The sequence below is a fragment of the Burkholderia sp. SIMBA_062 genome, assembly GCF_046534765.1.
Taxonomy (GTDB): Bacteria; Pseudomonadota; Gammaproteobacteria; order Burkholderiales; family Burkholderiaceae; genus Burkholderia; species Burkholderia ambifaria.
Window position 1 is genome coordinate 176662 of the sequence record NZ_JAWRYD010000012.1, and the last position, 22254, is coordinate 198915.

The 22254-nt window shown below is 60.0% G+C and carries 17 protein-coding genes; 7 read left to right on the top strand and 10 right to left on the bottom strand.

Going from position 1 to position 22254, the window contains the following annotated elements; translation table 11 throughout:
- Positions 1 to 327 precede the first annotated feature (327 nt).
- Together SB786_RS15800 and SB786_RS15805 are read right to left on the bottom strand one after the other, a co-directional pair.
- Positions 328 to 1626, bottom strand: coding sequence for a hypothetical protein (locus tag SB786_RS15800; protein ID WP_410728249.1), 1299 nt, complete (start codon positions 1624 to 1626; stop codon positions 328 to 330).
- Between the two features lie 172 nt (positions 1627 to 1798).
- Positions 1799 to 2257, bottom strand: coding sequence for an MEKHLA domain-containing protein (locus SB786_RS15805; RefSeq protein WP_209926017.1), 459 nt, complete (start codon positions 2255 to 2257; stop codon positions 1799 to 1801).
- A 222-nt stretch (positions 2258 to 2479) separates the two neighbouring features.
- On the opposite strand from SB786_RS15805, the gene SB786_RS15810 reads away from it, so the two are divergent.
- The 3 genes from SB786_RS15810 (at position 2480) to SB786_RS15820 (ending at position 10132) form a co-directional block, all read left to right on the top strand.
- A complete protein-coding gene (locus SB786_RS15810; RefSeq protein WP_410728250.1) occupies positions 2480 to 3136 on the top strand; it encodes a response regulator transcription factor in 657 nt (218 codons plus the stop codon).
- 119 nt (positions 3137 to 3255) lie between these two features.
- Entirely contained in the window at positions 3256 to 8766 is a 5511-nt protein-coding gene (locus tag SB786_RS15815; RefSeq protein WP_410728251.1) for an AAA family ATPase, read from the top strand.
- Between the two features lie 205 nt (positions 8767 to 8971).
- Positions 8972 to 10132 carry an NAD-dependent formate dehydrogenase gene (locus SB786_RS15820; protein WP_410728252.1) on the top strand — a complete coding sequence of 387 codons (1161 nt, stop codon included), beginning with the start codon at positions 8972 to 8974 and terminating at the stop codon, positions 10130 to 10132.
- Positions 10133 to 10238: 106 nt separating this feature from the next.
- Here SB786_RS15820 and SB786_RS15825 read toward each other — a convergent pair whose 3' ends face one another.
- The 6 genes from SB786_RS15825 to SB786_RS15850 all read right to left on the bottom strand — a co-directional run bounded on the left by SB786_RS15825 (position 10239) and on the right by SB786_RS15850 (position 16292).
- Entirely contained in the window at positions 10239 to 10517 is a 279-nt protein-coding gene (locus tag SB786_RS15825; RefSeq protein ID WP_410728293.1) for a DUF4148 domain-containing protein, read from the bottom strand.
- Between the two features lie 225 nt (positions 10518 to 10742).
- Positions 10743 to 11420 (bottom strand): heavy metal response regulator transcription factor, encoded by a 678-nt coding sequence (locus SB786_RS15830; RefSeq protein ID WP_410728294.1) that lies wholly within the window; start codon positions 11418 to 11420, stop codon positions 10743 to 10745.
- Between the two features lie 173 nt (positions 11421 to 11593).
- On the bottom strand, positions 11594 to 12268 hold the full coding sequence (locus tag SB786_RS15835) for a response regulator transcription factor (RefSeq protein ID WP_104013243.1): 675 nt from the start codon (positions 12266 to 12268) through the stop codon (positions 11594 to 11596).
- Positions 12258 to 14447, bottom strand: a complete 2190-nt coding sequence (locus tag SB786_RS15840; protein WP_410728253.1) for a PAS domain S-box protein — start codon at positions 14445 to 14447, stop codon at positions 12258 to 12260. The genes SB786_RS15835 and SB786_RS15840 overlap by 11 nt, the downstream gene beginning before the upstream one ends.
- 116 nt (positions 14448 to 14563) lie before the next feature.
- Entirely contained in the window at positions 14564 to 14950 is a 387-nt protein-coding gene (locus tag SB786_RS15845) for a response regulator transcription factor (RefSeq protein ID WP_410728295.1), read from the bottom strand.
- Between the two features lie 520 nt (positions 14951 to 15470).
- Positions 15471 to 16292 carry an alpha/beta fold hydrolase gene (locus tag SB786_RS15850; RefSeq protein WP_410728254.1) on the bottom strand — a complete coding sequence of 274 codons (822 nt, stop codon included), beginning with the start codon at positions 16290 to 16292 and terminating at the stop codon, positions 15471 to 15473.
- Positions 16293 to 16813: 521 nt separating this feature from the next.
- Between SB786_RS15850 and SB786_RS15855 the strand changes: the two genes are divergently transcribed.
- Positions 16814 to 17320 (top strand): Dps family protein, encoded by a 507-nt coding sequence (locus SB786_RS15855; protein WP_410728255.1) that lies wholly within the window; start codon positions 16814 to 16816, stop codon positions 17318 to 17320.
- Here SB786_RS15855 and SB786_RS15860 read toward each other — a convergent pair.
- The gene (locus tag SB786_RS15860; protein ID WP_410728256.1) at positions 17317 to 17526 is read right to left on the bottom strand and encodes a hypothetical protein; all 210 of its coding nucleotides are present in this window, start codon (positions 17524 to 17526) and stop codon (positions 17317 to 17319) included. The genes SB786_RS15855 and SB786_RS15860 overlap by 4 nt on opposite strands.
- Positions 17527 to 17539: 13 nt before the next feature.
- Between SB786_RS15860 and SB786_RS15865 the strand changes: the two genes are divergently transcribed.
- The 3 genes from SB786_RS15865 to SB786_RS15875 all read left to right on the top strand — a co-directional run bounded on the left by SB786_RS15865 (position 17540) and on the right by SB786_RS15875 (position 21516).
- The gene (locus SB786_RS15865) at positions 17540 to 19873 is read left to right on the top strand and encodes an FdhF/YdeP family oxidoreductase (RefSeq protein ID WP_410728257.1); all 2334 of its coding nucleotides are present in this window, start codon (positions 17540 to 17542) and stop codon (positions 19871 to 19873) included.
- Positions 19874 to 20168: 295 nt separating this feature from the next.
- The gene (locus tag SB786_RS15870; protein WP_410728258.1) at positions 20169 to 20513 is read left to right on the top strand and encodes a DUF4148 domain-containing protein; all 345 of its coding nucleotides are present in this window, start codon (positions 20169 to 20171) and stop codon (positions 20511 to 20513) included.
- 94 nt (positions 20514 to 20607) lie between these two features.
- On the top strand, positions 20608 to 21516 hold the full coding sequence (locus SB786_RS15875) for a LysR family transcriptional regulator (protein ID WP_410728260.1): 909 nt from the start codon (positions 20608 to 20610) through the stop codon (positions 21514 to 21516).
- A gap of 151 nt (positions 21517 to 21667) precedes the next feature.
- Here the strand turns inward: SB786_RS15875 and SB786_RS15880 are convergent, their stop codons facing one another.
- Entirely contained in the window at positions 21668 to 22093 is a 426-nt protein-coding gene (locus SB786_RS15880; protein ID WP_410728261.1) for a DUF3331 domain-containing protein, read from the bottom strand.
- Positions 22094 to 22254 lie beyond the last annotated feature (161 nt).

Below are 22254 nucleotides of genomic sequence, written 5' to 3' on the forward strand. Positions count from 1 at the left end.
TTACGCGCTACCCAAGCTTCATGGAATTCGTGGCCATCCCTAGATGCCCGTACACTGTCGACCGTCTTTCGTACCTTTGCCATCGCGATCCCACTGAAGTTCCCGAAAGAATACTGGAAGTCCCGAGAACGAGGCTGTTAGTCGGAAACTTCTAACAGATCCTCTGTATAAAGAAGCCCGTAAACACCGGGCAATCCGCCAAGATAAACGATTCCACGACGCGAGGCTCACTGCTTGATTGGTCACAAAATTCCGCCTCAGGTCACTAAGGCTACGGAGCCACCGGTGTTCTGTTGCATCACATGCGTTGATTCGTTGACCACGAGTCTATTCGTGCTCAATTTCCGCCTTTCTTCGCTGCTCAAGGCGAACTGCTCTGGCTACCCGATAGCGAGCAAGTAGCACCGCAATTTGTTGGGCTAGGTAACAGCACGCGTCGACAATCAGCGTTGCCAAACCTTGGAGCGTCGCTTTTGCTTTCTTGACGACATATTTGATAGTGGTGAGTATCCACGACCGCGGACGGACAGAGTCATCTTTGACCATCGCCCTTGAAGCGTTGGCTAGTTTCCCTCCCGCCAGAAACGCAACAATGAGGAAACCGAAATAGCGAAGATTGTGTCCTCGCTCAATATCGTGGATACGTCGATCGGATTTTTCCATGGAGGCGTGTAACTGCTGAATTGCCTTCGCATAGCTAGGTGGCGGAAAAGCTAGGGGTGTGTCCATGTCGTGGATTGACAAAGCCGTATCGCTGGGAGCTGTTTGGCACTGTGCCGGCTGTTGGCCTTGGGTGCAGGCCCAATTGTTGAGCGCTCTAATCTGGCTCGCCAACACGGGATCGCTGGCGATCTCGGCAACCCAGTTGGGCGGCTCTATCTTTGCGCGCACATTGCCTTTCATGTCTAGGTAACTGCGCACACCCCACTTCAACTCCGGCGCCAGCGCACACAAGGCCGGAGATAGCCCCGCCGTTTCCGGCAGAGCACACAAGACGTCGAGATGTTTTTCCGCCACTCGAAACAGTTGTAGGGTACGGACCATGCGGTCGTCGGCCTCAGTCAGATCGGATTTGTACGATGAAAGGCCGGCGTCTACCACGAAGTACAGGGCCGCGATCAGTCCCATGGTGTACCAAATGTGGTCGTAGACGTTCTTGAAGGTGTTTTTCTTCCAGAGCGAACTGAGTAGCATGATGAGAGACCATCCGGCGACCAGACACATGAGCAGATTGGCCGCCGCTGATTCCGCGCTGCCGGGGAAACCTTCACCGAAGAGGAATACGTCCGGCGCTATGCCGCGAATATCCGGCATGTAGCCGAACATGCTCAGTAGGCCAGGGAATAGCCATAAGGTCAAACCGGTACCACCGACCCACTTGTTCAAGTAGAAGCAGGCTCGGATGTTCAGCACGAATATGATGGCGAGAAAACCCGTGAGAACAACGGACAAGTTAGCGACACCCACCGCCGGATTGAGATTGAGGGGATAGAAGATGGCGTCGCCGACTTGCATCGGCGAGGTATTCAGGTATTTGAATAACCTCAGGCCTTCGAGATTTTGTGCCAAGCCCCAAGAGGCCAAATGGCAAAGCGTTAGATATGGCAGGAAGAACTGAAGAAGCATGAGTGGTCAATGAAGCGTGTCAAAGGAAGCCGACTCGGAATTGTCGGATAGTCGGTCAGGCAACAACACTCACGCTGCAGACCTGCCTCCGATCCAAAGCATTAGTTAAGGCGAATGGAACGAATTCGTTACCTGATCGCGGACTCCAAGACTCTTGCCCGGTTTGCATGAACTACTCAATGGCGTGTACCTCAGGGATCATCGCTGCCTGACCGCAGTGATTTCCGGCCGCATCAGTGAGTTGCCACACCGTTGCATGATCGATCCAAAAGCGTGTGCCGGACTTGGTGATCCGTATCCCTCGATATCCCGCCACGAAGCCATCTCGCGCGACTTTTTCAAGAAACAGTTGGCGTTCGCCCCTCTCCATTGGCTCCGCCGAGAACCGGGAAGGTAGGGCGGTGAGTTCGTCCCAGTCATACCCAAAAATGGCCTGCGCACGCTTGTTGCCGTAGACGAACACGGGATCTACCGCTAAATCGTGCGCCAGAATCCCGAACGGCGCCTCCTCGTACAGCCATGTCGCGGCTTCGGACGCATTCATCCCGGCGGGAACGAGCGACTTGTTGAGCAGTCGGTGATAACTGTCCGCAAGGATGCGGAAGAAGTGAAGGTCAATACTCGATGACATCGCGGAATGCTCCAGAGAGGGATTTCGGCGTTAATAGTATGACGATTTTGTATGCAGCAACATCTGGCGCGCCACCACCCGGCCCGGTCCGTTCAAGCCGACCTTTGTTGGTACCGGCGATATGTTTCGCTCTAAAATGTGGTGGTTCATGAACCGGCCTACCGGATTATTAAGCAGAAGCATCAAAGGCAATTCTCTACGGATCTCAGCAGCGGAGCGATGATGACGGACATGAATGGTGGTACGACGGATCCAGTCGTCTTCGTAGTAGACGACGATAGTGCCGTGCGCGAAGCTGTCGAAACGTTGCTCGATTCCGTCGGCCTGCATGTCGTTTCGTTCGACAGTGCGCACGGCTTCCTGGCCGCCGACTTGCCGGACCGACCGAGTTGCGTCGTCCTAGATGTTCGCTTGAAGGGGCACAGCGGACTCGCCGTGCAGGAGCACATCGTGCGGAACATGCGCTTACCCGTGATCCTGATGACGGCGCACGGAGATATCCCCATGTCGGTTCAGGCGATGAAGGCTGGTGCCGTCGACTTTCTTCCGAAGCCGTTTCGCGGACAAGACATGATCGACGCCGTGACACGCGCACTAGAGTCCGATTGCAAGCGCCGCACGTCCGAAAGGTCAATGGCGATATTGCGCGCGTCCTATGACACATTGACGCCGCGAGAACGAACCATCATGACGATGGTCGCCAACGGGCTGCTGAACAAGCAAATTGCGGCCGAACTTGGCCTGAGCGAAATCACGGTCAAGCTGCACCGCGGGCAAGCAATGAAGAAAATGAAGTCGCCGTCGATTGCCGATTTCGTACTGAAAGCGGAAGCGCTGGGTTTGATCAGCCGCGACGAGCGTCTGGCCGCACTGGCCTGAGCGCGCAACGATCACGACCCGCGGCGATCGTGACGGCGCGGCGCCAGATCGCCGGCGTTGCCGGTCGTCATGAACGGCTCCGTCAGCTATACCCTTCTCCCGGAACAGCGATTGCCGGCATGACCGATACCGCCCCCTCCATCATCCCCGAAGACGACGGCATCTCTCACTCCCGCGCATGCTTCACGAATGCCGAAGGGCGGCGCATCCCGGTCGTCGTCGTCCGGCCGCGACGCGGTGCATCTGACACGATCGCCGTTGAACATCTATTGAACGAATACCGGATGCGCGACCAGCTGGATGGTGCGTGGGCGTTGCGCCCGCTCGAATTGCAGCGGCAAGGCGACAGCGTCGCGCTCATTCTTGAAAACTCCGCCGGCGTCAGCCTCGAGCAGCTATTGAGTGAGCCGCTGGATACTGAACGCTTTCTGAATATTGCCCTCCCGATCGTCGTCTCAGTCGGCCATATGCACGCCGCCAAGATCGTTCACCGCGACCTCAAGCCCGCTCACCTGTACGTTGACGAAGCCGGCGGCCGTGTGCGGCTCACCGGCTTCGGGATCGCGCTCAGCGGCCAGGATCGTCCCGAGATGGCAGAGCACCCTGAAGTCATTGCGGGCACCATGCCCTACATGGCGCCTGAGCAAACGGGCCGCATGAATTGGCAGATCGATGCGCGCAGCGATTTGTACAGCATTGGTGTCGTGTTTTATCGCATGTTGACCGGGCAACTGCCATTTTCCGCAACCACCCCGATGGAGTGGATACACAGTCATACGTCGCGCACGCCCGTAGTGCCCCATCTGCGCCACGGACTCGTAGATCCCCAGTTGTCGGCGATCGTCATGAAACTGCTCGAAAAATGCCCCGGCGAACGCTATCAAAGCGCGACAGGATTGGAGCGCGACCTGCGTCGATGCATGGCGGAGTGGTCAGCGACCGCGACGATATCTCGGTTCGAGCTGGGCATCGCCGATCTGCCCGAGCGACTTTCCCGACCGGCGAAGTTGTACGGTCGGGACCAGGAACTGGCGCGACTGACCGGCGCATTTTCACGGGCCATGCTCGCGGGATCGACTGAACTGGTGATGATTTCCGGTTATGCCGGTATCGGCAAATCGTGTCTCGCGCGCGAGCTGCAAACCGCGGTAGGCACGTTTCAAGGGACTTTCGCCAGCGGAAAGTGCGACCAGTACAACAGCGACGTACCGTATGCCTCGGTGGCGCTTGCGCTGAAAGGCATGATCAAGTCCGTGTTCGCCAGAGGCGAAGACGACGTACACCGGTGGCGCGACGCGATGCTGGACGCACTCGGGCAGAACGGACGCCTCGTCACGGATTTCGTGCCGGATCTCGAACTGCTGATAGGCAAGCAACCCGGCGTAGCTGATTTGCCGCCGCAACAGGCACAGGTCAGATTTCAACGGGTGTTGCGGGACCTCGTACAGGTGTTCGCTGAGCTGAGCCCTCCCCTTGTGCTCTTTATCGACGATCTTCAATGGGCAGACGCCGCAACGCTCGATCTCATCGAACATATCGCGCACCATTCCGACATGCGCCACCTGCTGCTGATCGGTGCGTATCGTCACAACGCAGTCGATGCCGATCACCCACTGACGCGAAAGATTTCTGCCGCCAAAGCGGCGGGAATCGCAGTTCATGAAATCGACCTGTTGCCATTGAGCGCCAAGGATGTCGCGCCACTTCTTCGCGACATCCTGCACTCCACCGACAAGTTGGTCGAGCCGCTTGCGAGAGTCGTATATTCGAAGACGGCAGGCAACCCGTTCTTCGTCGTTCAGTTCCTGCATGCACTCGCGGAAGAGAACGTGCTTGTCATCGATCCGGCCGCCGGACGCTGGTCGTGGAACGTTCAGGACGTCCGGAGCGCCCGCTATACGGACAACGTCGCGGATCTGATGGCTATCCGGCTCAACCGGCTTCCACCAAACTGCAACACCGCACTCCGCGACCTTGCCTGCCTGGGCAGCGCAGCGACGACCTGCAATCTGGCGATCGTGCGCCAAACCACCGAAGAAACGTTGCACGGCGAGCTTCAGGCCGCCATCCGGCAACAACTCGTCGAACGCGTTGGAAATATCTATCGATTCGCCCACGACCGGATTCACGAGGCAGCATATTCGCTCATCCCTGTCAGCTCGCGCGCGGAAATGCACCTGATGGCTGCGCGGCGCCTGTTACCGCATCTTGCCGAAGGGACCGACGAAGGGCTGTTGTTTGAAATCGTCGGCCAATTCAATCGCGCCGGTGACAAACTCATCTTGGCGGAAGAACGGCACGAAGTCGCGGCGCTCAATTTGCGAGCCGGCATTCGAGCGAAGCGATCCGCCGCGTACGATACCGCGCTGCGCTACTTCAGTGCCGGTGCGGCGCTACTGAGCGCTATACCAACCAACGCCCCAGCCGGCATCCATTTCGAGTTCGAACTCGAGTTTGCCGAATGTGAATTCCTGACCGGACAACTCGAGCTGGCGGAACGGCGCCTGGCAGCGTTGCCGATACAAGGATTAGACCTGATCGCGCGCGGTCGCGTCACGGTACAACGGATGGACGTGTACACGGCGCTCGATCAAAGCGACGACGCAATCGCCGTCGCGCTCGATTATCTGCGTTGCGTCGGTATCACATCGTCGGCACATCCGTCCGATCAGGACGTGCAAGACGAATATGCGCAACTCCACCGACGTGCGGCCAGCCTGACGGTCGATGACATCGCCGGATTACCAGCCATGGTCGACCCGCTAGCGTTGACTACGCTGGAGGTACTGACGCGCCTGCTGTCCGCAGCATGCTTCACCGATTTCAATCTCAACTCGCTGATTACGTGCAAGGCGATCAACCTCAGCCTGACCAGTGGAAACTGTGACGCGTCCTGCGTTGCTTACGGCACGCTGACCCGGACTTCCGGTCCGCGTTTCGGTGATTTCGACCTCGGGATTCGCTTCAGCCATGCGGGCTATCGCATTGCCGAACGCAATGTTCAACATCGCTTCCATGCCAGCACGTCGATGGTGTTCGCAATCTTTACGAAGTGCTGGATAGAGCATGTTCACGCATCCGAAGACACGTTGAGGTACGCGTTTTCCGCGGCAAACAAAACCGGGGATCTGTTGTACGCATCGTACTCCCTCAATTGTCTGAACACGGTGTTGCTGTTCGCGGGCGCCCCCCTTTTCACCGTTCACACCGAAGCGGAACGCGGTCTTGCGTTCGCCCGGAACGCTCAACATGGATTGGTCGTCGATATCATCTCGACACAAATCGCGTTCATCGACAGCCTGCGAGGGCGGACGAAAAGGCTCGGGACATTCTGCAGCGAGCATTTCAATGAACAGGCATTTGAGTCCCGTCTTTCACATCGCCGCGGTCTTGCCATCGCGGAGTGCTGGTACTGGACGCGAAAAATGCAAGCACGTTATCTGGCGGGTGACCACGACGCCGCTCTCGAGTCTCTGCTCCGCGCCGAAGCCCTGATGTGGACCTCTTCGATGTTCCTCGAAGAGGCGGAGTTCCATTTCTACGCCGCGCTCACGTTGGCCGCAACACTGGAGCAGATGACACCGGAGAAGCGTGCTCGGCGGCTGGAGCAACTGGCTCGGCACCAAGCGAAACTCAACGTACTGGCGAACCACTTTCCCCGCAATTTCGACGATCGAGCAACACTCGTGAATGCGGAGATCGCTCGCATCGAATCCCGCATACTCGACGCCGAGCGGCTTTATGAACAGGCGATCGGTGCCGCACGCGCAAGCGACTTTCCGCATCAGGAAGCGATTGCGAGCGAACTGGCTGCGCGCTTTTACCAGTCCCGTGGCTTCGCGATCGTCAGCGATGCCTACTTACGCAATGCACGTTACGGTTATATGCGCTGGGGAGCGCTGGGGAAAGTCCGGCAACTCGACGACACATACCCGCACCTAGGCACCGACGCGCGTGGCAGCAGCGCGCACGAGACGACGCGGTCCACAGCCGGCGAGATAGACTACTGGATGCTGATCGACGTCTCGCAGCGCGTTTCGTCCGAGATCGTTCTCGAAAACGTAGTCGATACGTTCATGCGGGCTGCACTGACGCACTCTGGCGCGGATCGCGCCATTCTGATTCTCACCGCGGACGAGGGACCCGCGGAGATACAGGCCGAGGCGACGGTCCAAGGCGAAGCAGTATGCATTCGGCAGGGAAGCTCACCGCTCGATCCGAAGCGGCTCCCGACGGCGACGATCACCTACGTCATGCGGACTCGGGAAGTCCTGTCGATACCGGATGTATCGAAGGATCCAATATGCGCGACCGATGCATACACCGTCTCACATCGAGTGCGCTCGATTCTATGCATTCCTCTTATCCGTCGCGGCACACTGGTCGGTACGCTTTATCTGGAAAACAGGCTTTCCACGGGCGTATTCGCGCCCACCCGGCTGGCGGCGCTCGGCGTACTCGTTTCGCAGGTCGCCATCACGCTGGAGAACGCACGCCTGTATCGAGAGCTGTCCGACCGCGAGGCCAGAATCAGGCGCCTCGTGGACGCCAACATCATCGGCATCTTCATTTACGCGCTGGATGGCACGATATTGGACGCGAACAGCGCCTTTCTCGACTTGCTCGGCTACAGTCGCGAGGAGTTCCGTCATCGCCAGCTGAACTGGCGGGACATCACACCTCCTGAATGGATTCAGGTCGACTTCCAGATCCACGAACCGGTCCTTCGCGCGACCGGCGTGCTTGCGCCAATCGAAAAAGAGTATTTCCGCAAGGACGGCAGCCGTGCGCCTGTCCTTGTCGGCGCCGCGATGTTCTCGCCCGACGGCGATCAAGGGGTCGCCTTCGTTCTCGATCTGAGCGCAAGCAAGCGTGCGGAGGCACGCGCGCGAGACAGCGAAATCCGGTTCAGCGAAATGCAGCAGGAACTCGCCCACGCGAACCGTGTATCGACCGTCGGACAGTTGACGGCGATGATCAGTCACGAAGTGAAGCAACCGATCGCCGCGATGTCCGCGAATGCAGACGCGGCGCTACGGTGGCTGTCTGCTCGCCCCGCAAACGTCGACCGAGCAGCCAGGGCCCTCGAACTGATCGTGCGTGATACCTTGCGAACCGGCGACATCATCGACCGCATCAGAGACCTAGTGCGCAAATCCCCGGTTCGAAAGGAGCAGGTGGACGTCAACGATGCCATACTCGAAGTTCTGTTTATGACTCGCCGCGATGCGGAGAAAAATGGCGTCGGCGTAGAGACGACGCTTGCCGCGCCCGCTCCGATCGTGACAGGCGATCGCGTACAACTGCAGCAGGTCGTACTCAACCTCGTCGCCAACGCGATCGAAGCGATGAACGCCGTCAACGAAGGGCGCCGGCTGCTGTCGATCACCACATCGTGCAGCGACGACGGCATGGTAGACATAAAGGTGAAGGACTCGGGCCCTGGTATGTCGGCCGCACATATGGAACGGCTTTTTGAGCCGTTCTTCACCACCAAGGATACGGGAATGGGCATCGGGCTATCAGTCGCTCATTCGATCGTTCAAGCCCATGACGGACACCTGAGGGCGACCCCCGAAGAACCTTCCGGCACAACATTTCACATCACGCTTCCAGCGTCGCTCGCGTAACCGCGCCGCGACATCGACTGTCGGAATTACGCCGTGTGACTTGGCTCGATCGGCTCACTCAAAGGGCGAGCGACCTCGGAGCACGGCGAGCACTTCATGCAATTTGAGAAAAGCCGTGCCATAACAAAATTCACCGCTGTCCGTCTCTCCTAATCTGCGACGACGCGTCACTGCGTAGCCCGTCAACGCGAGAAGGAGACGATGAATGGCAAAAGTTCTATGTGTGCTCTACCCGGATCCGACGTCCGGCTATCCGCCGCGGTACGTTCGTGACGGCATCCCGTTGATCGCCGCATATCCCGGTGGACAGCGCTTGCCTACCCCTCAAGGTCCGCTCGGCTTCTCTCCGGGCGAACTCGTCGGATGCGTGTCAGGCGAGCTTGGCCTTCGGCCGTATCTGGAGGCAAACGGTCACGAACTGGTCGTGACGAGCGACAAGGACAGCCCCGATTCCGTCTTTGACCAACATCTGCCCGACGCGGACGTAGTGATTTCACAACCGTTCTGGCCAGCCTATCTGACGAGAGAGCGAATCGCGAAGGCATCCAAGCTCAAACTCGCGCTCACCGCGGGAATCGGCTCGGATCATGTCGATCTCCTGGCTGCTGCAGAACGAGGCATTACCGTCGCGGAGGAGACGTTCTCGAACAGCATCAGCGTAGCGGAACATGTCGTCATGACGGTGCTGGCGCTCGTCCGGAATTTCGTTCCAGCTCATCAGTTTGCGGCGAACGGAGGCTGGAACATCGCGGACTGCGTGAGGCGAAGCTACGATCTCGAAGGAATGCATTTCGGAACGATCGGGGCAGGGCGTATCGGACTGGCCGTGCTTCGACGACTGAAGCCGTTTGACGTACATCTCCATTACCACAGTCGTCATCGCCTATCGGCAGACCTCGAACGCGAACTCGGCCTCACCTACCACGTTAGCGCCAGGTCCCTCGTCCAGGTGTGCGATGTGATCAACTTGCAATGCCCGCTGTATCCGACCACCGAACATATGTTCGACGACGAAATGTTCTCGCATATGAAACCGGGCGCTTACCTCATCAATACTGCGCGCGGCAAGCTGTGCGATAGAGACGCCGTCGTGCGAGCGCTCGAATCCGGTCGTCTCGCCGGCTACGGCGGCGACGTGTGGTTCCCGCAACCGGCGCCGCCCGACCATCCGTGGCGCCGCATGCCGAGCGAAGCAATGACACCTCATATCTCCGGCACATCGCTGTCCGCACAGGCACGCTATGCGGCAGGCACCTTGGAGATCCTGCAGTGCCATCTGGAAGGCCGGCCCATTCGCCCCGAATACCTTATCGTGGATGCCGGAAAACTCGCCGGGACGGGCGCAGCGTCATATAAGTTGAGCTAATACCCCAAAGGCGCCGACACAGACGTCGTTCATTCGGCGTGGAGCCGGCGGTGAACCTTGCGTACCGGCATCCTGACGCAGGAGTGTCGGTAGCCATGCTCCCGAGTTATTGGGGACGTGCGTTCGACACGAACGTCGGCGCGCTTACGGCTGTCCGCACACCGGGCGCCATCGGGTACATATCGCGATGGCGGGCGGCCGCCTGGGCGCTGGGAGGGTAGTCCGAGTTTGGATTGGGCACGGTGCCATCCCGCTCGGCCTGCGCCAGATCAGCGGTAACCTGCGCGCGCGTCAGCGCATGTTGCGGAATCTGCGCAAACGCTGCAACCGGCGTACCGAGCGCGACAAAGAGTAGCGCACTTGCTGCGATGAGTCGGCGGTTCATGATGAAACTCTCCTGGGCGTAGGTCGAGAAAATTGCGTCGCGATTGCACAGCGAATGGCGTTGGCGCTGCAATCGACCAACCTATTCTCGTACCGTGCCCCCACCGATACGCTGACTGTTAGATGACGATTCCGAAATCCACGGATCGCTTCAGGTGACCCCCGATCGAACTTTGCAAAATTAGCCGCTTGGGCGCGCGGACGGTGCGATCGACGACCCACAGCATCACGCAGTGTCCTGCAGTTCGAGCAAGTAGCCAGCGCCACGCACCGTATGAATCAGCTTCACCTCGAACTGTTCGTCGATTTTCGCGCGCAAACGCCTGATCGCTACTTCGACGACATTGGTATCGCTATCGAAGTTCATATCCCACACATACGACGCGATTTGCGTTCGGGTCAGCACCTCGCCGTGCCGTCGCGCAAGCAGTTGCAGCAGGGAGAATTCGCGCGGCGTGAGCTCGATGCGGACCATGCCTCGCTTCACGCGGCGACGCACAACGTCGATTTCAAGATCACCGACGACGATACGCTCCATCTCCCGCGGCGGTCCGCGACGCGCTAGCGTGCGAATACGCGCGAGCAGCTCGACGAACGCAAACGGCTTCACCAGATAATCATCGGCGCCGAGTTCGAGACCGTGCACTCGGTCCTGTACGTCGTCGCGCGCTGTCAGAAACAACACCGGCGTCATATGCGTGGCACGCAATCGCTTAAGTACACCCCAGCCGTCGAGTACCGGCAGCATCACATCGAGCACGATCACGTCGTAGCTCTCTTCCTGTGCAAGCATCAACCCTTCTGCACCGTCTTTCGCGAGGTCGACACTGAAGCCGGATTCTTCAAGCCCCTTCTTCAGATATGCACCTGTCTTCGGCTCATCTTCGACTATCAGAATGCGCATAATCGTATCCGTGTGAACTGTCGCCGCACGATCGGCGAACCGTCCTGGAAGAAGAAACAGCGACATGCAATCGCGGCCGTATCGGCTACGAGGTTCCCGTTTACGAAGGAAAAACAGGATCCTGTTATGCGGCCAACAGACGAATGTCGTCGCTTGTCAGGACCCGACGCTCGCTAGCTACTCTGCATTCTGGCTGCCGCCGGGGCCTGTGCCGGCTGGCCGACACCCAGCGCCTCGGCCTTCTTCACGAAGTCGGCCAACGAGCGCGAGTCCATCTTCTTCATCGCCTGTCCGCGGTGAATCTTCACAGTGATTTCGCTCAGATTCAGTTCTGCCGCGATCTGCTTGTTCATCAGGCCGCTCGCCACGAGCGCCATTACCTCGCGCTCGCGCGCAGACAGCGTTGCATAGCGCGCGCGCAGATCGAGGAGCGAACGATGCTCGCTTCGCCATCGCGCATCGCGCTCTAGCGCCGCAGTGACCGCGTCGAGCATGTCCTGCTCTCGAAACGGCTTCGCGAGGAAATCCATCGCACCGGCCTTCATCGCCTTCACCGACATCGCAATATCGCCGTACGCCGTCATGAAGATGATCGGCAGGTGCAGCTCGGCGGTGGCGATCTGCTCCTGAACCGCGAGCCCGCTCTGGCCTTTCAGGCGAACGTCGAGAATCAGGCAGCTCGCGACGTCGGGCTTGTCGAAGGCGAGAAACTCCTGCGCCGACGCGAACGCTTCAACGCGGAACCCGACCGACCGAAGAAGCATGTCGACCGCTGTTCGCATCGACTCGTCATCGTCGACGACATAAACGATCGATTGCTGGGCGGCGTCTTGCGCGTCAGGGTTCATTACACGTTTCCTCATCCAGTGGCAATACGAACTGTACGACCGTTCCGGGGCGGTCCGGCATCTCGGCCCAAATACGGCCGCCATGCGCTTCTACTATCGACCGGCATATCGATAAGCCCATGCCCATTCCGTCCCGCTTCGTCGTGAAGAATACGCTGAACAGCCGGGCGAAGTCTTCGTCCCGGATCCCGACTCCGTGGTCCTCCACCATCACGTGGGCGCGGCCATCGCGCGCGTAAGTACGAAGCCGCAAGCGGCGCGCGCCCGGAGGCACGCCCGACATGGCCTGGATCGCGTTCATCACCAGATTGATGACGACTTGCTGCAATTGCACGCGGTCGCCGCAAACGCGCTGGGGTAACGACGAATAGTCTGTCTCAACGTCCACCCGCTGGGTCTCCAGCTCGCGCGCGACGAGTTCGAGCGATTCTCGCACGACGTCGCTCAGGTCGAGCAGTACCTGTTCGGGTGCACGCTTTCTCGCCATTGCCCGAATCTGCCGGATGACATCGGACGCTCGCTTGGCGTCGCGGATCATCTGTGAAACGGATTGCTGTACCTCGCGTAGATCCGGCTCCGGCCGGTCGATCCAGCGCAATGCGGCGTCGCCAGCCGTGACAATTGCTGCGAGCGGCTGAGTGACTTCATGAGCGATCGACGCGGCCAGTTCGCCCAGCATCGTTACCCGCGTCGCGTGCGCCAGTTCGGCATTCGATCGATCAAGCGCCTCCTGCGCGACGACTCGCTCGGTGATGTCCATCAATGCACCGACGTATTCCATCTCATTTTGATGTCGGATCGGATGCGCAACGTAATGGACATGTTTGATGCGGGCATCGGCCATCAACAGTCGAAACTTGATGTCAAGCGCCGACGCACCCGAGACTTGGCGATTCCACGCATTGCGAACGACGGAAATGTCATCCGGGTGGACGCGCGATGCAATCGCCTGCAGGCTCGGTACCATGTGGCGACCGAGTTCGAAGATGCGATATGTCTCGTCGGACCACCACATCGTACCGTCGGGAAGTCGCATCGCAATACTGCCGGTATGGCTCAGCCGCTGCGCGCCCGATAAAAATGCCTCGCTGCGGCGCCATGCCTGCTCAGCCTGCTTTCGTGCCTCTATGTCCGCATTCACCCCATACCAACGAACGAGGCGCCCGCTCCCGTCACGAAGCGGTGCCGCGCGGACATGCACCCATCGGTAGACACCGTCCTCGCGCCTGATCCGGACGGTGTTCTCGAATCGTGATTCGTTACAGACAGCGCGTTCCCATGCGTGCTGCATCGCAACCAGATCGTCGGGATGTACGACGGCACGCCAGATATCCTCTTCACGTTCTGCCATGGACACGCCGAACTCCGTCCATCGCTTGTTGACATAGCCAATCTTGCCCTCACTATCCGAGCTCCACACCATCGCTGGAATGGCGTCGATCATCGCGTGCAATTCATCTTTCTGCTGCCGCATTTCGCCCTCCAGGCGCTTGCGGTCCGTGATGTCATTGTTGGTCGCGAGTATCGCAACCGCCTTTCCGCCGGCATCACGCCACAGCGCGAGTCGACTCGATATCATCACCACTTTCCCGTCCTTGCGTACACGCTGCAGTTCACCCTGCCACTGTCCACACTCGAGTACGGTACGGTGAATGCGGTCGAGCGGCACCGACGCGACGGTCTGTGTAAGCACGTGGACCGGCTGACCGAGCGCCTGTTCGGCCGTCCAGCCGTAAAGCGCTTCCGCGCCCTGATTCCAGAACGCGATCCTGCCCTGCAAGTCGTATACGACGATCGCGTCATGAGTGAGATCGAGCAACTGCAATCGCTCACGCAAGGTCGCGGTGTTGGCGATATTGCGCAGCGACAAAAGTGCCGTCGTACCTATCGCCAGCAAGCTTACGCAACAACGTGCGAGCGCGCCGCCTGAATAGCGTTCGTCATGCGATAGTCCCAGCGCGAGTAATGTCAATCCCGCGCATCCGCATGCAGCGACATACGTGGCCCGGCGGGAGCCCGCGGACGCCACTAGCAACACCACCACCACGTAAAGCACTGCAATCGCAATATCAAGCGGCGTCACGTCGATGATGAAAATGAGCGACGCCAGTGCACCCGCCAGGGTATACAACACGCGTGCGTCTTCTCGCCACGGCTTGCCAATTGTCCGATTGCTCATCGTCGTGTTTCGCAGTGCTCGAAGGAAATGAAGCGTACGGAATACCAGTCTGTATCTCGTTTTCCCACAGCCGCGTGTTGGCGATACGAGTGGGGATACCTGGCTTGCGGAATGCGCTACGAAACCCGGTTCGCGCCGCTGTTCTTCACAGATTCCAGATGGCGGGCAACCTCCACGCCATCCACGGGTTTACTCAACACGCAGATCGCGCCCATATCGAGCGCCTGCCGACCGACGGCATCGGACGCGAATGCCGAAATGAAAATGACCGGCACCGTGACGCCGCTGTCCAGCAGCCGTCGATACATTTCCAGACCTGAAATACCAGGCATCTGCACGTCCGAAATAACGCACGAAACGTCCAGAACGTCGTCGGAGGCCAGAAACTGCTCCGCCGATGCGTAAAGTTTCGTGCTCCAACCCAGCGAGCGAACGAGACTGGACGTGGCGACACGGACGGATTCGTCATCGTCAACAATCGAAACGATTGGATAATTCTGCAAACCCGAGCCCCCGGCCGAAATTCCGTTTCGGGTGACCGAACATTGGCCGCCCTGTCGCCCCCAATCATAGAGAAATCGGCTATTTGCGGAAATCATATATATGTATAGTTCCACGCGGTCCCGGTCGGCACCGGTCGTTCGTCGCAATGCCGAGCTGTCGGACGCCATCGTCGCCGCGTTTGCTTGGAAAACGCGGCCTCGTTCCGATCCGACGACGCCACCTCACGTCTGCTTCCGCGCAACGAAGGCCGTACAAGCCTGTGATAAACGAAGGTACGCATGCCGCACGCGCGCGGTATGCGTGGCACCCCACTTCTGCCGCCATGCATGAGGATTCCACGTCTGCATTGCATCGAATGTCCGGATCTCGGCGCACCGTCGGTGCGATGAGGGCCGCATGCGCGGCGGGCGGCTGGCGATGTCGCCGAGCCGATACCGGCGGTAAGTGCACCGGTATCTGGAACTCGTCACGTGCGTCGCCGGTTCGCGTCGACCGACGACACGTCGAGCAGCCGGAATGTCACGCGCGAATGAACGCGAGAAGATCCGCGCTCACCTGATCGGCATGCGTGGTACACAAGCCGTGCGGTGCGCTGGGGTAAATAGTCAGCCGTGCGTCGCGAACGATCTCGGCCGACAATCGACCGGAATCATCGAGCGGGACGATCTGATCGTCATCGCCTTGCAGTACCAGTGTAGGAACGTCGATGCTTCGCAAATCAGCAGTGAAGTCGGTTTCCGAGAAGGCCTTGATGCAGTCGTACGCGCTCTTGATCGAACATTGCATGCCCGCATACCAGAACGCATCCACCGTCCCGGCCGTCGCCTTTGCATTGTCGCGGTTGAAGCCGTAAAACGGGACCGCCAGGTCCTTGAAGAACTGCGAGCGGTTCGCCAGGACACCCTTTCGGATATCGTCGAACACCGACAACGGCAGGCCACCGGGGTTCGCCTCGGTTTTCAGCATTAGCGGCGGCACAGCCGCGATCAATACGGCCTTCGCGACACGCGTGGTGCCGTGACGGCCGATATATCGGGCAACCTCCCCGCCTCCGGTCGAATGACCGACGAGTACTGCATCCTTGAGATCGAGATATTCGATGAGTTCGGCGAGATCGTCCGCGTAACGGGACATCTCGTTTCCGCCCCACGGTTGACTGGAGCGGCCGTGCCCCCGGCGGTCGTGCGCAATCACGCGATAGCCTCGCTCGGCGAGATACATCATTTGTGCATCCCACGCGTCGGCGTTCAACGGCCATCCGTGCGAGAACACCACCGGCTGGCCCGAGCCCCAGTCCTTGTAGAACAGTTCGGTTCCGTCTTTCAATACGAGCGTTGCCATCTTCGTACTCTCCTTGGCGATGTCGCTCCCAACCAGCCTTCACGGTAGAAGCGACGTTACGCGCCGCCTCGCGGCCACGACGCGGGCCGCAAAACTCACGCACTGGAACAATTATCGAAGCGACGAATCCCCGTTCCTTTTGACAGGGACCGGGATTTTCCGCTCCGCACGATCGCCCCGGCATACACGGTTGCCGCGCGCGAGGTCGAGGCCGAGTCGCGTCGCTCGCCGAGACATCGGTTTTGCAGCCGTTCGATTCACGTGGTTACGGGCGAACGGAAAAATCCCGGAACGGTCGAATCGCCAATCTCTCCATACATTCTTGCGTTCCGTCTGCCCATCGCGACTGCCATGAAGGCCGCGAACGGACGCAAGTCTCGCCAAGAAGCGGCTGCATGCACTGTCTGATTGTCCGGCATGTCGTGCTCCCATGCGGTGCCTTCGAATCGTTCTCAACGGCACCACGCGCCACGAGTGCTTCGATCGTGATGCCGCCGTTTGCGTTGAAAAGGAGCCACCTCATGTCAAAAGCACGCCAGATCATTCGCCAAGCCACCTCCGAAACCGCGATGAGTTTCGACGAACGCGCAATCAGCGCGATCTCGGACGCGCTCAACCCGTTACTCGCAGACGTGTTTGCGCTCTACCTGAAGACGAAGAATTTCCACTGGCACATGAGCGGTGCGCATTTCCGTGACTACCATTTGATGCTTGACGAGCACGGTGTCCAGCTCTTCGCGATCACGGATGACATCGCCGAGCGCGTACGTAAGGTCGGCGGGACGACGTTGCGTTCGATTGGCGACATCGCACGGCACCAACGACTCGCGGATAACGACGCAGCGAACGTGCCCCCCGACGCGATGCTGAGCGAACTTCACCGAGACAACCTGCTGCTCGCGCAGTTCATGTTGGCCGCGCACGCTGTCTGCGGAGCGCACGGAGACGTCGCAACGGCGAGCATGATCGAGAGCTGGATCGACGAAGCTCAACGGCGCGCGTGGTTCCTCGCCGAAGCCTGTCGTTAGCGCATCGCGCTAGACAGATCGTCGACGGCGCTTGCTTCAACAACGCTCCACCGCCAGTCGTGGGTCGCGCCATTTCCGCGCCCTGTCGGGAAGTCTCCGAGCAGCGCACTCCGGTCACCGGCATTCTTGCGTGCGAATTCGAAACCTGCGGCGCCAAGATGCAATACCGTCGCGCACGAACGCATCAAGATCGATCCCGAATCCATCGAGGAACTCGACATGGCCAGGAAGAAAACCGTTCGTATCTACAGTGAACCCGCCGGCGGCTGGGGGGCTCTCAAAGCGACGGGTGCGGCGCTCGCAGTACAGGGCATTCCCGTTTCCGGCGCGAAGACGCTGCTCCACATGAATCAACCGGAGGGATTCGACTGCCCCGGTTGCGCATGGCCCGATCCGAAACATACGTCGTCGTTCGAATTCTGTGAGAACGGTGCGAAAGCGGTTGCATGGGAGGCAACGTCGAAGCGCTGCACGCCCGAGTTCTTCGCCGCACACAGCGTGTCAGAGCTGTCCACATGGGATGACTACGATCTCGAGATGGCCGGTCGTCTCACTCACCCGATGACCTATGACCCCACGTCGGATCGCTACGTACCGGTCACGTGGGAGGCCGCGTTCTCGACCATCGCAGATGCCCTGAATGCCCTCGACCATCCCGATCAGGCCGATTTCTATACGTCCGGACGCGCATCGAACGAAGCGGCATTCCTCTATCAGCTTTTTGTACGCGAATTCGGCACGAACAATTTTCCCGATTGCTCGAACATGTGCCACGAAGCCACGAGCGTCGGGCTGCCGCAGTCGATCGGCGTCGGCAAAGGGACCGTGCTGCTCGAAGACTTCGAGCAGGCCGACGCGATCTTCATCTTCGGCCAGAACCCCGGGACCAACAGCCCGCGAATGATGAGCGACCTCCATGCAGCGTCTCGCCGTGGGGCCAAGATCGTCTCGTTCAACCCGTTTCGCGAGCGCGCGCTCGAGCGCTTCACCGCGCCGCAGGATCCGCTCGAAATGGCAACGTTCGGTTCGACGCCGATCAGCACATTCCTCTACCAGGTCCGCGTCGGCGGCGACGCGGCCGTGCTCAAGGGCATGATGAAGGCAATCGTCGAGGCAGACGATGCAGCCGTCGCGGCCGACAAGCCCCGAATCCTCGATATGACGTTCATCGCGGGTCATACGATAGGTATCGACGAGCTAGTCACGGATTTGCGAGCAACGTCATGGGACGCCATCGAGCGGGTGTCGGGGCTCGCGCGGGCCGACATCGAAAATGCCGCGCGCATCTACGCGGCGGCGAACAACGTGATCCTAGTGTACGGGATGGGGCTCACCCAGCACCGTCGCGGCACGGAAAACGTACAGCAGATCGCAAATCTCGCGCTGCTGCGAGGCAACGTCGGGCGCCCAGGAGCCGGCATCTGTCCGGTGCGCGGACATTCGAACGTGCAAGGCAACCGGACGGTCGGGATCACCGAAAAGCCGACCGCTGCGCTGCTCGATGGCATCGAGCGCACTTTTGGCTTTCGTCCGCCTGCTGCACACGGTCATGATGTGCTCGCGACCATCGACTCGATGATGCGCGGCCATGCACGGGTCTTTATCGCGCTGGGCGGGAATTTCGCCGCGGCCATACCAGACTGGGTCCGCGTGCAGCCGGCGATCGGCCGGCTCGATCTGACCGTGCACATCGCAACGAAGCTCAATCGGAGCCATCTGGTGCACGGCAAAGCCGCATTGATTCTGCCTTGCCTCGGGCGCACCGAGATCGATATGCAGGCTGACGGGCCCCAGTCGATTACCGTGGAAGATTCGATGTCGATGGTCCATGCGTCGGCTGGCCGCAACCTGCCAGCGTCGGAGCAGCTGCTTAGCGAGCCGGCGATCGTCGCCGGTATCGCCCGCGCGACGCTTGGCAGTGTCTCCCGCGTGCCATGGGAGCACCTCGTCGCCAACTACGATCGTATTCGCGACGCCATCGAAGCAGTATTCCCGATCTTCCACGCATACAACGATCGCATTCGCATACCCGGCGGCTTTCATCTCGCTTCGACCGCGCGAGAGAGGGTGTGGGCCACTTCGACGGGCCGGGCGAATTTTCTCGTCTTCGACGGTCTCGACGAAGATTTCGATCATGGCGACGCGCAAGCGCTGATGCTCACGACGATGCGCAGCCACGATCAGTACAACACCACGCTCTATTCTCATTCGGACCGATATCGTGGCGTATTCGGGCAGCGCGACGTGCTGTTCATGAATCCGCGCGAACTCGCCAGGCGCAATCTGCATCCGGGCGAGCGCGTGGATATCGTCGCCCTCTGGACGGACGGCATCGAACGTATCGTGCGCGGCTTCAAGATTGTCGAATACTCGCTGCCGGACGGCTGTTGCGGTGCCTACTACCCCGAAGCGAATCCGCTTGTGCCGCTCGATGCGTTCGACCCGCAAAGCCGGACGCCCGCGTACAAGTCCGTCCCCGTGAAGGTGGTGCGTGCAGCTACGGTAGGACCGGATTCCGCCGCATTCGCAGTTGCACGGGCGATCGGGGGGTAGCCGCTCTATGGGCCTGGCCAGTTCATCGCGTATCCGGCGCCATCGCGGCCACAGGCCGCGGGCGGCCCCTTCGAGAATCGCCGATCACACAGGCCGACCGCCATGCCACTACATTATGGCAAGCATCGCAACAACGCATTTTTCGTGCGAGCGGCGCGCCGATATTCTTCCTTTACCGACTCGCGAACAGTGGTCACACCACCGAGACCCGGTAATGGCACACGCTGTTGACCAACGCGAAATTGATCGACAGTGGAAGATGTGTCGCATTCAACTCAACTGAAGGAGCTTCATCATGAAAACGCTCGCATGTATCGCCATCGTCATCGGCACCTTCGCCGCTCCCGCCGTGAGCTTCGCTCAGGGCTCCACGCAGCTCACGCGCGAACAAGTGCGCGCCGATCTGGTCCGCGTCGAGCGTGCTGGCTACAACCCGGCGACCGGAAACGATCCGCAGTATCCGGTGGACATTCAAGCAGCCGAAGCGAAGATTGCTGCCGGGCAGCAGGCGGGGAGCGGCTTCGGCAGTGCGTTGACGGACGGAACCTCGGGAAGCGGCAAGCGCGTTCACGCAACCACGCACGCGTCCGCATCCTGCGTCGGCCCGGCAAGCTTCTGCAATCCCTATTTCGGTAGCTGACACGCTTGGACCGCGCACCGTTCAGCCGAGCTCGCTCGTTCAGCACTTCGGCCGTAAGCGCGGCGCGCAGCTGCTATCGCTCCTGTCGAGCTCCATGAACTTCACTCACCTTCTCGCCTTTTATGAAGTCGCGCGCGCCGGCAGCATCAGCGCCGGCGCGGAGCAACTGCACGTCAGTCAGCCGGCCGTCACCCGGGAGGTTCGCGAGCTTGAAGATCGTCTCGGTATCGTGCTGTTCGATCGGTTGCCTCGCGGTGTGGCACTAACGGAAGGTGGCAAGCTGCTGTACGAGTATGCAAGTCGCATTTTTACTCTCGCGGATACGGCCGAAAAACAGCTCGCGGGGCTTGCCGGCCTTGGATCGGGTCACATGAAGATCGGCGCGAGCGGCACGCTAGGCGTTTTCTTCGTGCCGGAAGCCATTGCGCTGTTCAACGCACGTTACCCCCGCATCACCATCGACCTCACGGTCACGAACACCGAGCGCGTGGAAGCGGGATTACACGATTTGACCTTCACGATCGGTTTCATAGAGGGACCGTTCGACAATTCCATTCTCCATGCCCGACGCATTGGTTCCGACGAAATCGCCGTCATCGCCGCGGCCGGTCACCCGCTCGCGGGCAAAAGAGTATGCGCGCGAGATCTCGTGAGCAGGGCGGTCATCATGCGCGAGCCAGGGTCCGGAACGCGCGCGATCATCGAAGAATCGTACCGTAGCGCCGGGCTTGAGATCGAGCCGCTGATGTCGGTAAGCCACACCGAAGCCATCAAGCGGATGCTGCTGTCCCAGCACGCGCTTGCTTACATCTCCACGCTCAGCGTCGCGGATGAATTGCGACGCGGCGAGCTGGCCGTTGTCGAAGTCGACGACATGAGAATAGCGCGGCCGCTCCACATGGTCTGGGCGAAAGGTCGATCGTTGTCGCCCAGTAGCCAGGCGTTGTTCGACCTGATCGCGAATGGAACACGGAACACCGCGATTGCAGTGGGCACGCTGTAGTTCGCCGCTATGACGCGCTTTGCGTTCGAGGACGATCGGAATCCGCACGCTCCATTCAATTAATCGTTCGGTCCAAAAGAGCGCGAACTGACACGCGGCAAGCGGATTTTCCGCTCGCTGGAAGCTTCTGCTTGCCGCATTGTCGCTCGCGTCACCGATCTGTTTCCGCTTCGTGGAGCACCGCCTCGAGGATCATCGCACCGGCATTGAGCGGCCGCGGACGGCCACGCGGCTGATATACGGCATCGCCGGTCCGGACCGGGCGACCGCTGAGTGCACACACGCCGCTTGCGCGGGCACGTGTCACGTGCCAGGTCTGGTCACCATACGAGCAGTGCGTGGAATCGCGCCATGCGATCGTCACGGCTGTCGAGCTCACACGATCGACGAATCTCACCGAAACAGCCCGAAGCCCGGAACCTGCCTCTGATGAGCGGCCCTGATGCGTAGCCACACGCCCACGCAGTGACTCAGGCTCAGGTACGATCGGTCGCAGATCGTTTCGACACAGTTGGGACAGCAAACTCAGCGTCTGCTGCCATGGATCCATCGCCATCACGTCGGTCGAGAAGTTCATTGTCGTCCTCGTTGCATCGTAGGTTGAACCGCTGCGGTGGGCGCGCGCCGCGACCGGCGCCGCGCAAGGCGCTATCTGGGCGCGCCTGGGTAGTCACATCGGCGAGCGCGCTCCGCAGTCTCGCGAACGTCATTCGATGCACGCGGCCCGGCGCCGATACA

Bases quoted from the DNA above. Each gene is read 5' to 3' on its own strand.
- SB786_RS15880 (WP_410728261.1), bottom strand. From the start codon at position 22,093: ATGAACTTCTCGACCGACGTGATGGCGATGGATCCATGGCAGCAGACG.
- SB786_RS15875 (WP_410728260.1), top strand. From the start codon at position 20,608: ATGAACTTCACTCACCTTCTCGCCTTTTATGAAGTCGCGCGCGCCGGC.
- SB786_RS15815 (WP_410728251.1), top strand. From the start codon at position 3,256: ATGACCGATACCGCCCCCTCCATCATCCCCGAAGACGACGGCATCTCT.
- SB786_RS15865 (WP_410728257.1), top strand. From the start codon at position 17,540: ATGGCCAGGAAGAAAACCGTTCGTATCTACAGTGAACCCGCCGGCGGC.
- SB786_RS15800 (WP_410728249.1), bottom strand. From the start codon at position 1,626: ATGCTTCTTCAGTTCTTCCTGCCATATCTAACGCTTTGCCATTTGGCC.
- SB786_RS15850 (WP_410728254.1), bottom strand. From the start codon at position 16,292: ATGGCAACGCTCGTATTGAAAGACGGAACCGAACTGTTCTACAAGGAC.
- SB786_RS15810 (WP_410728250.1), top strand. From the start codon at position 2,480: ATGACGGACATGAATGGTGGTACGACGGATCCAGTCGTCTTCGTAGTA.
- SB786_RS15840 (WP_410728253.1), bottom strand. From the start codon at position 14,447: ATGAGCAATCGGACAATTGGCAAGCCGTGGCGAGAAGACGCACGCGTG.
- SB786_RS15860 (WP_410728256.1), bottom strand. From the start codon at position 17,526: ATGGATTCGGGATCGATCTTGATGCGTTCGTGCGCGACGGTATTGCAT.
- SB786_RS15835 (WP_104013243.1), bottom strand. From the start codon at position 12,268: ATGAACCCTGACGCGCAAGACGCCGCCCAGCAATCGATCGTTTATGTC.
- SB786_RS15820 (WP_410728252.1), top strand. From the start codon at position 8,972: ATGGCAAAAGTTCTATGTGTGCTCTACCCGGATCCGACGTCCGGCTAT.
- SB786_RS15825 (WP_410728293.1), bottom strand. From the start codon at position 10,517: ATGAACCGCCGACTCATCGCAGCAAGTGCGCTACTCTTTGTCGCGCTC.
- SB786_RS15870 (WP_410728258.1), top strand. From the start codon at position 20,169: ATGAAAACGCTCGCATGTATCGCCATCGTCATCGGCACCTTCGCCGCT.
- SB786_RS15805 (WP_209926017.1), bottom strand. From the start codon at position 2,257: ATGTCATCGAGTATTGACCTTCACTTCTTCCGCATCCTTGCGGACAGT.
- SB786_RS15830 (WP_410728294.1), bottom strand. From the start codon at position 11,420: ATGCGCATTCTGATAGTCGAAGATGAGCCGAAGACAGGTGCATATCTG.
- SB786_RS15855 (WP_410728255.1), top strand. From the start codon at position 16,814: ATGTCAAAAGCACGCCAGATCATTCGCCAAGCCACCTCCGAAACCGCG.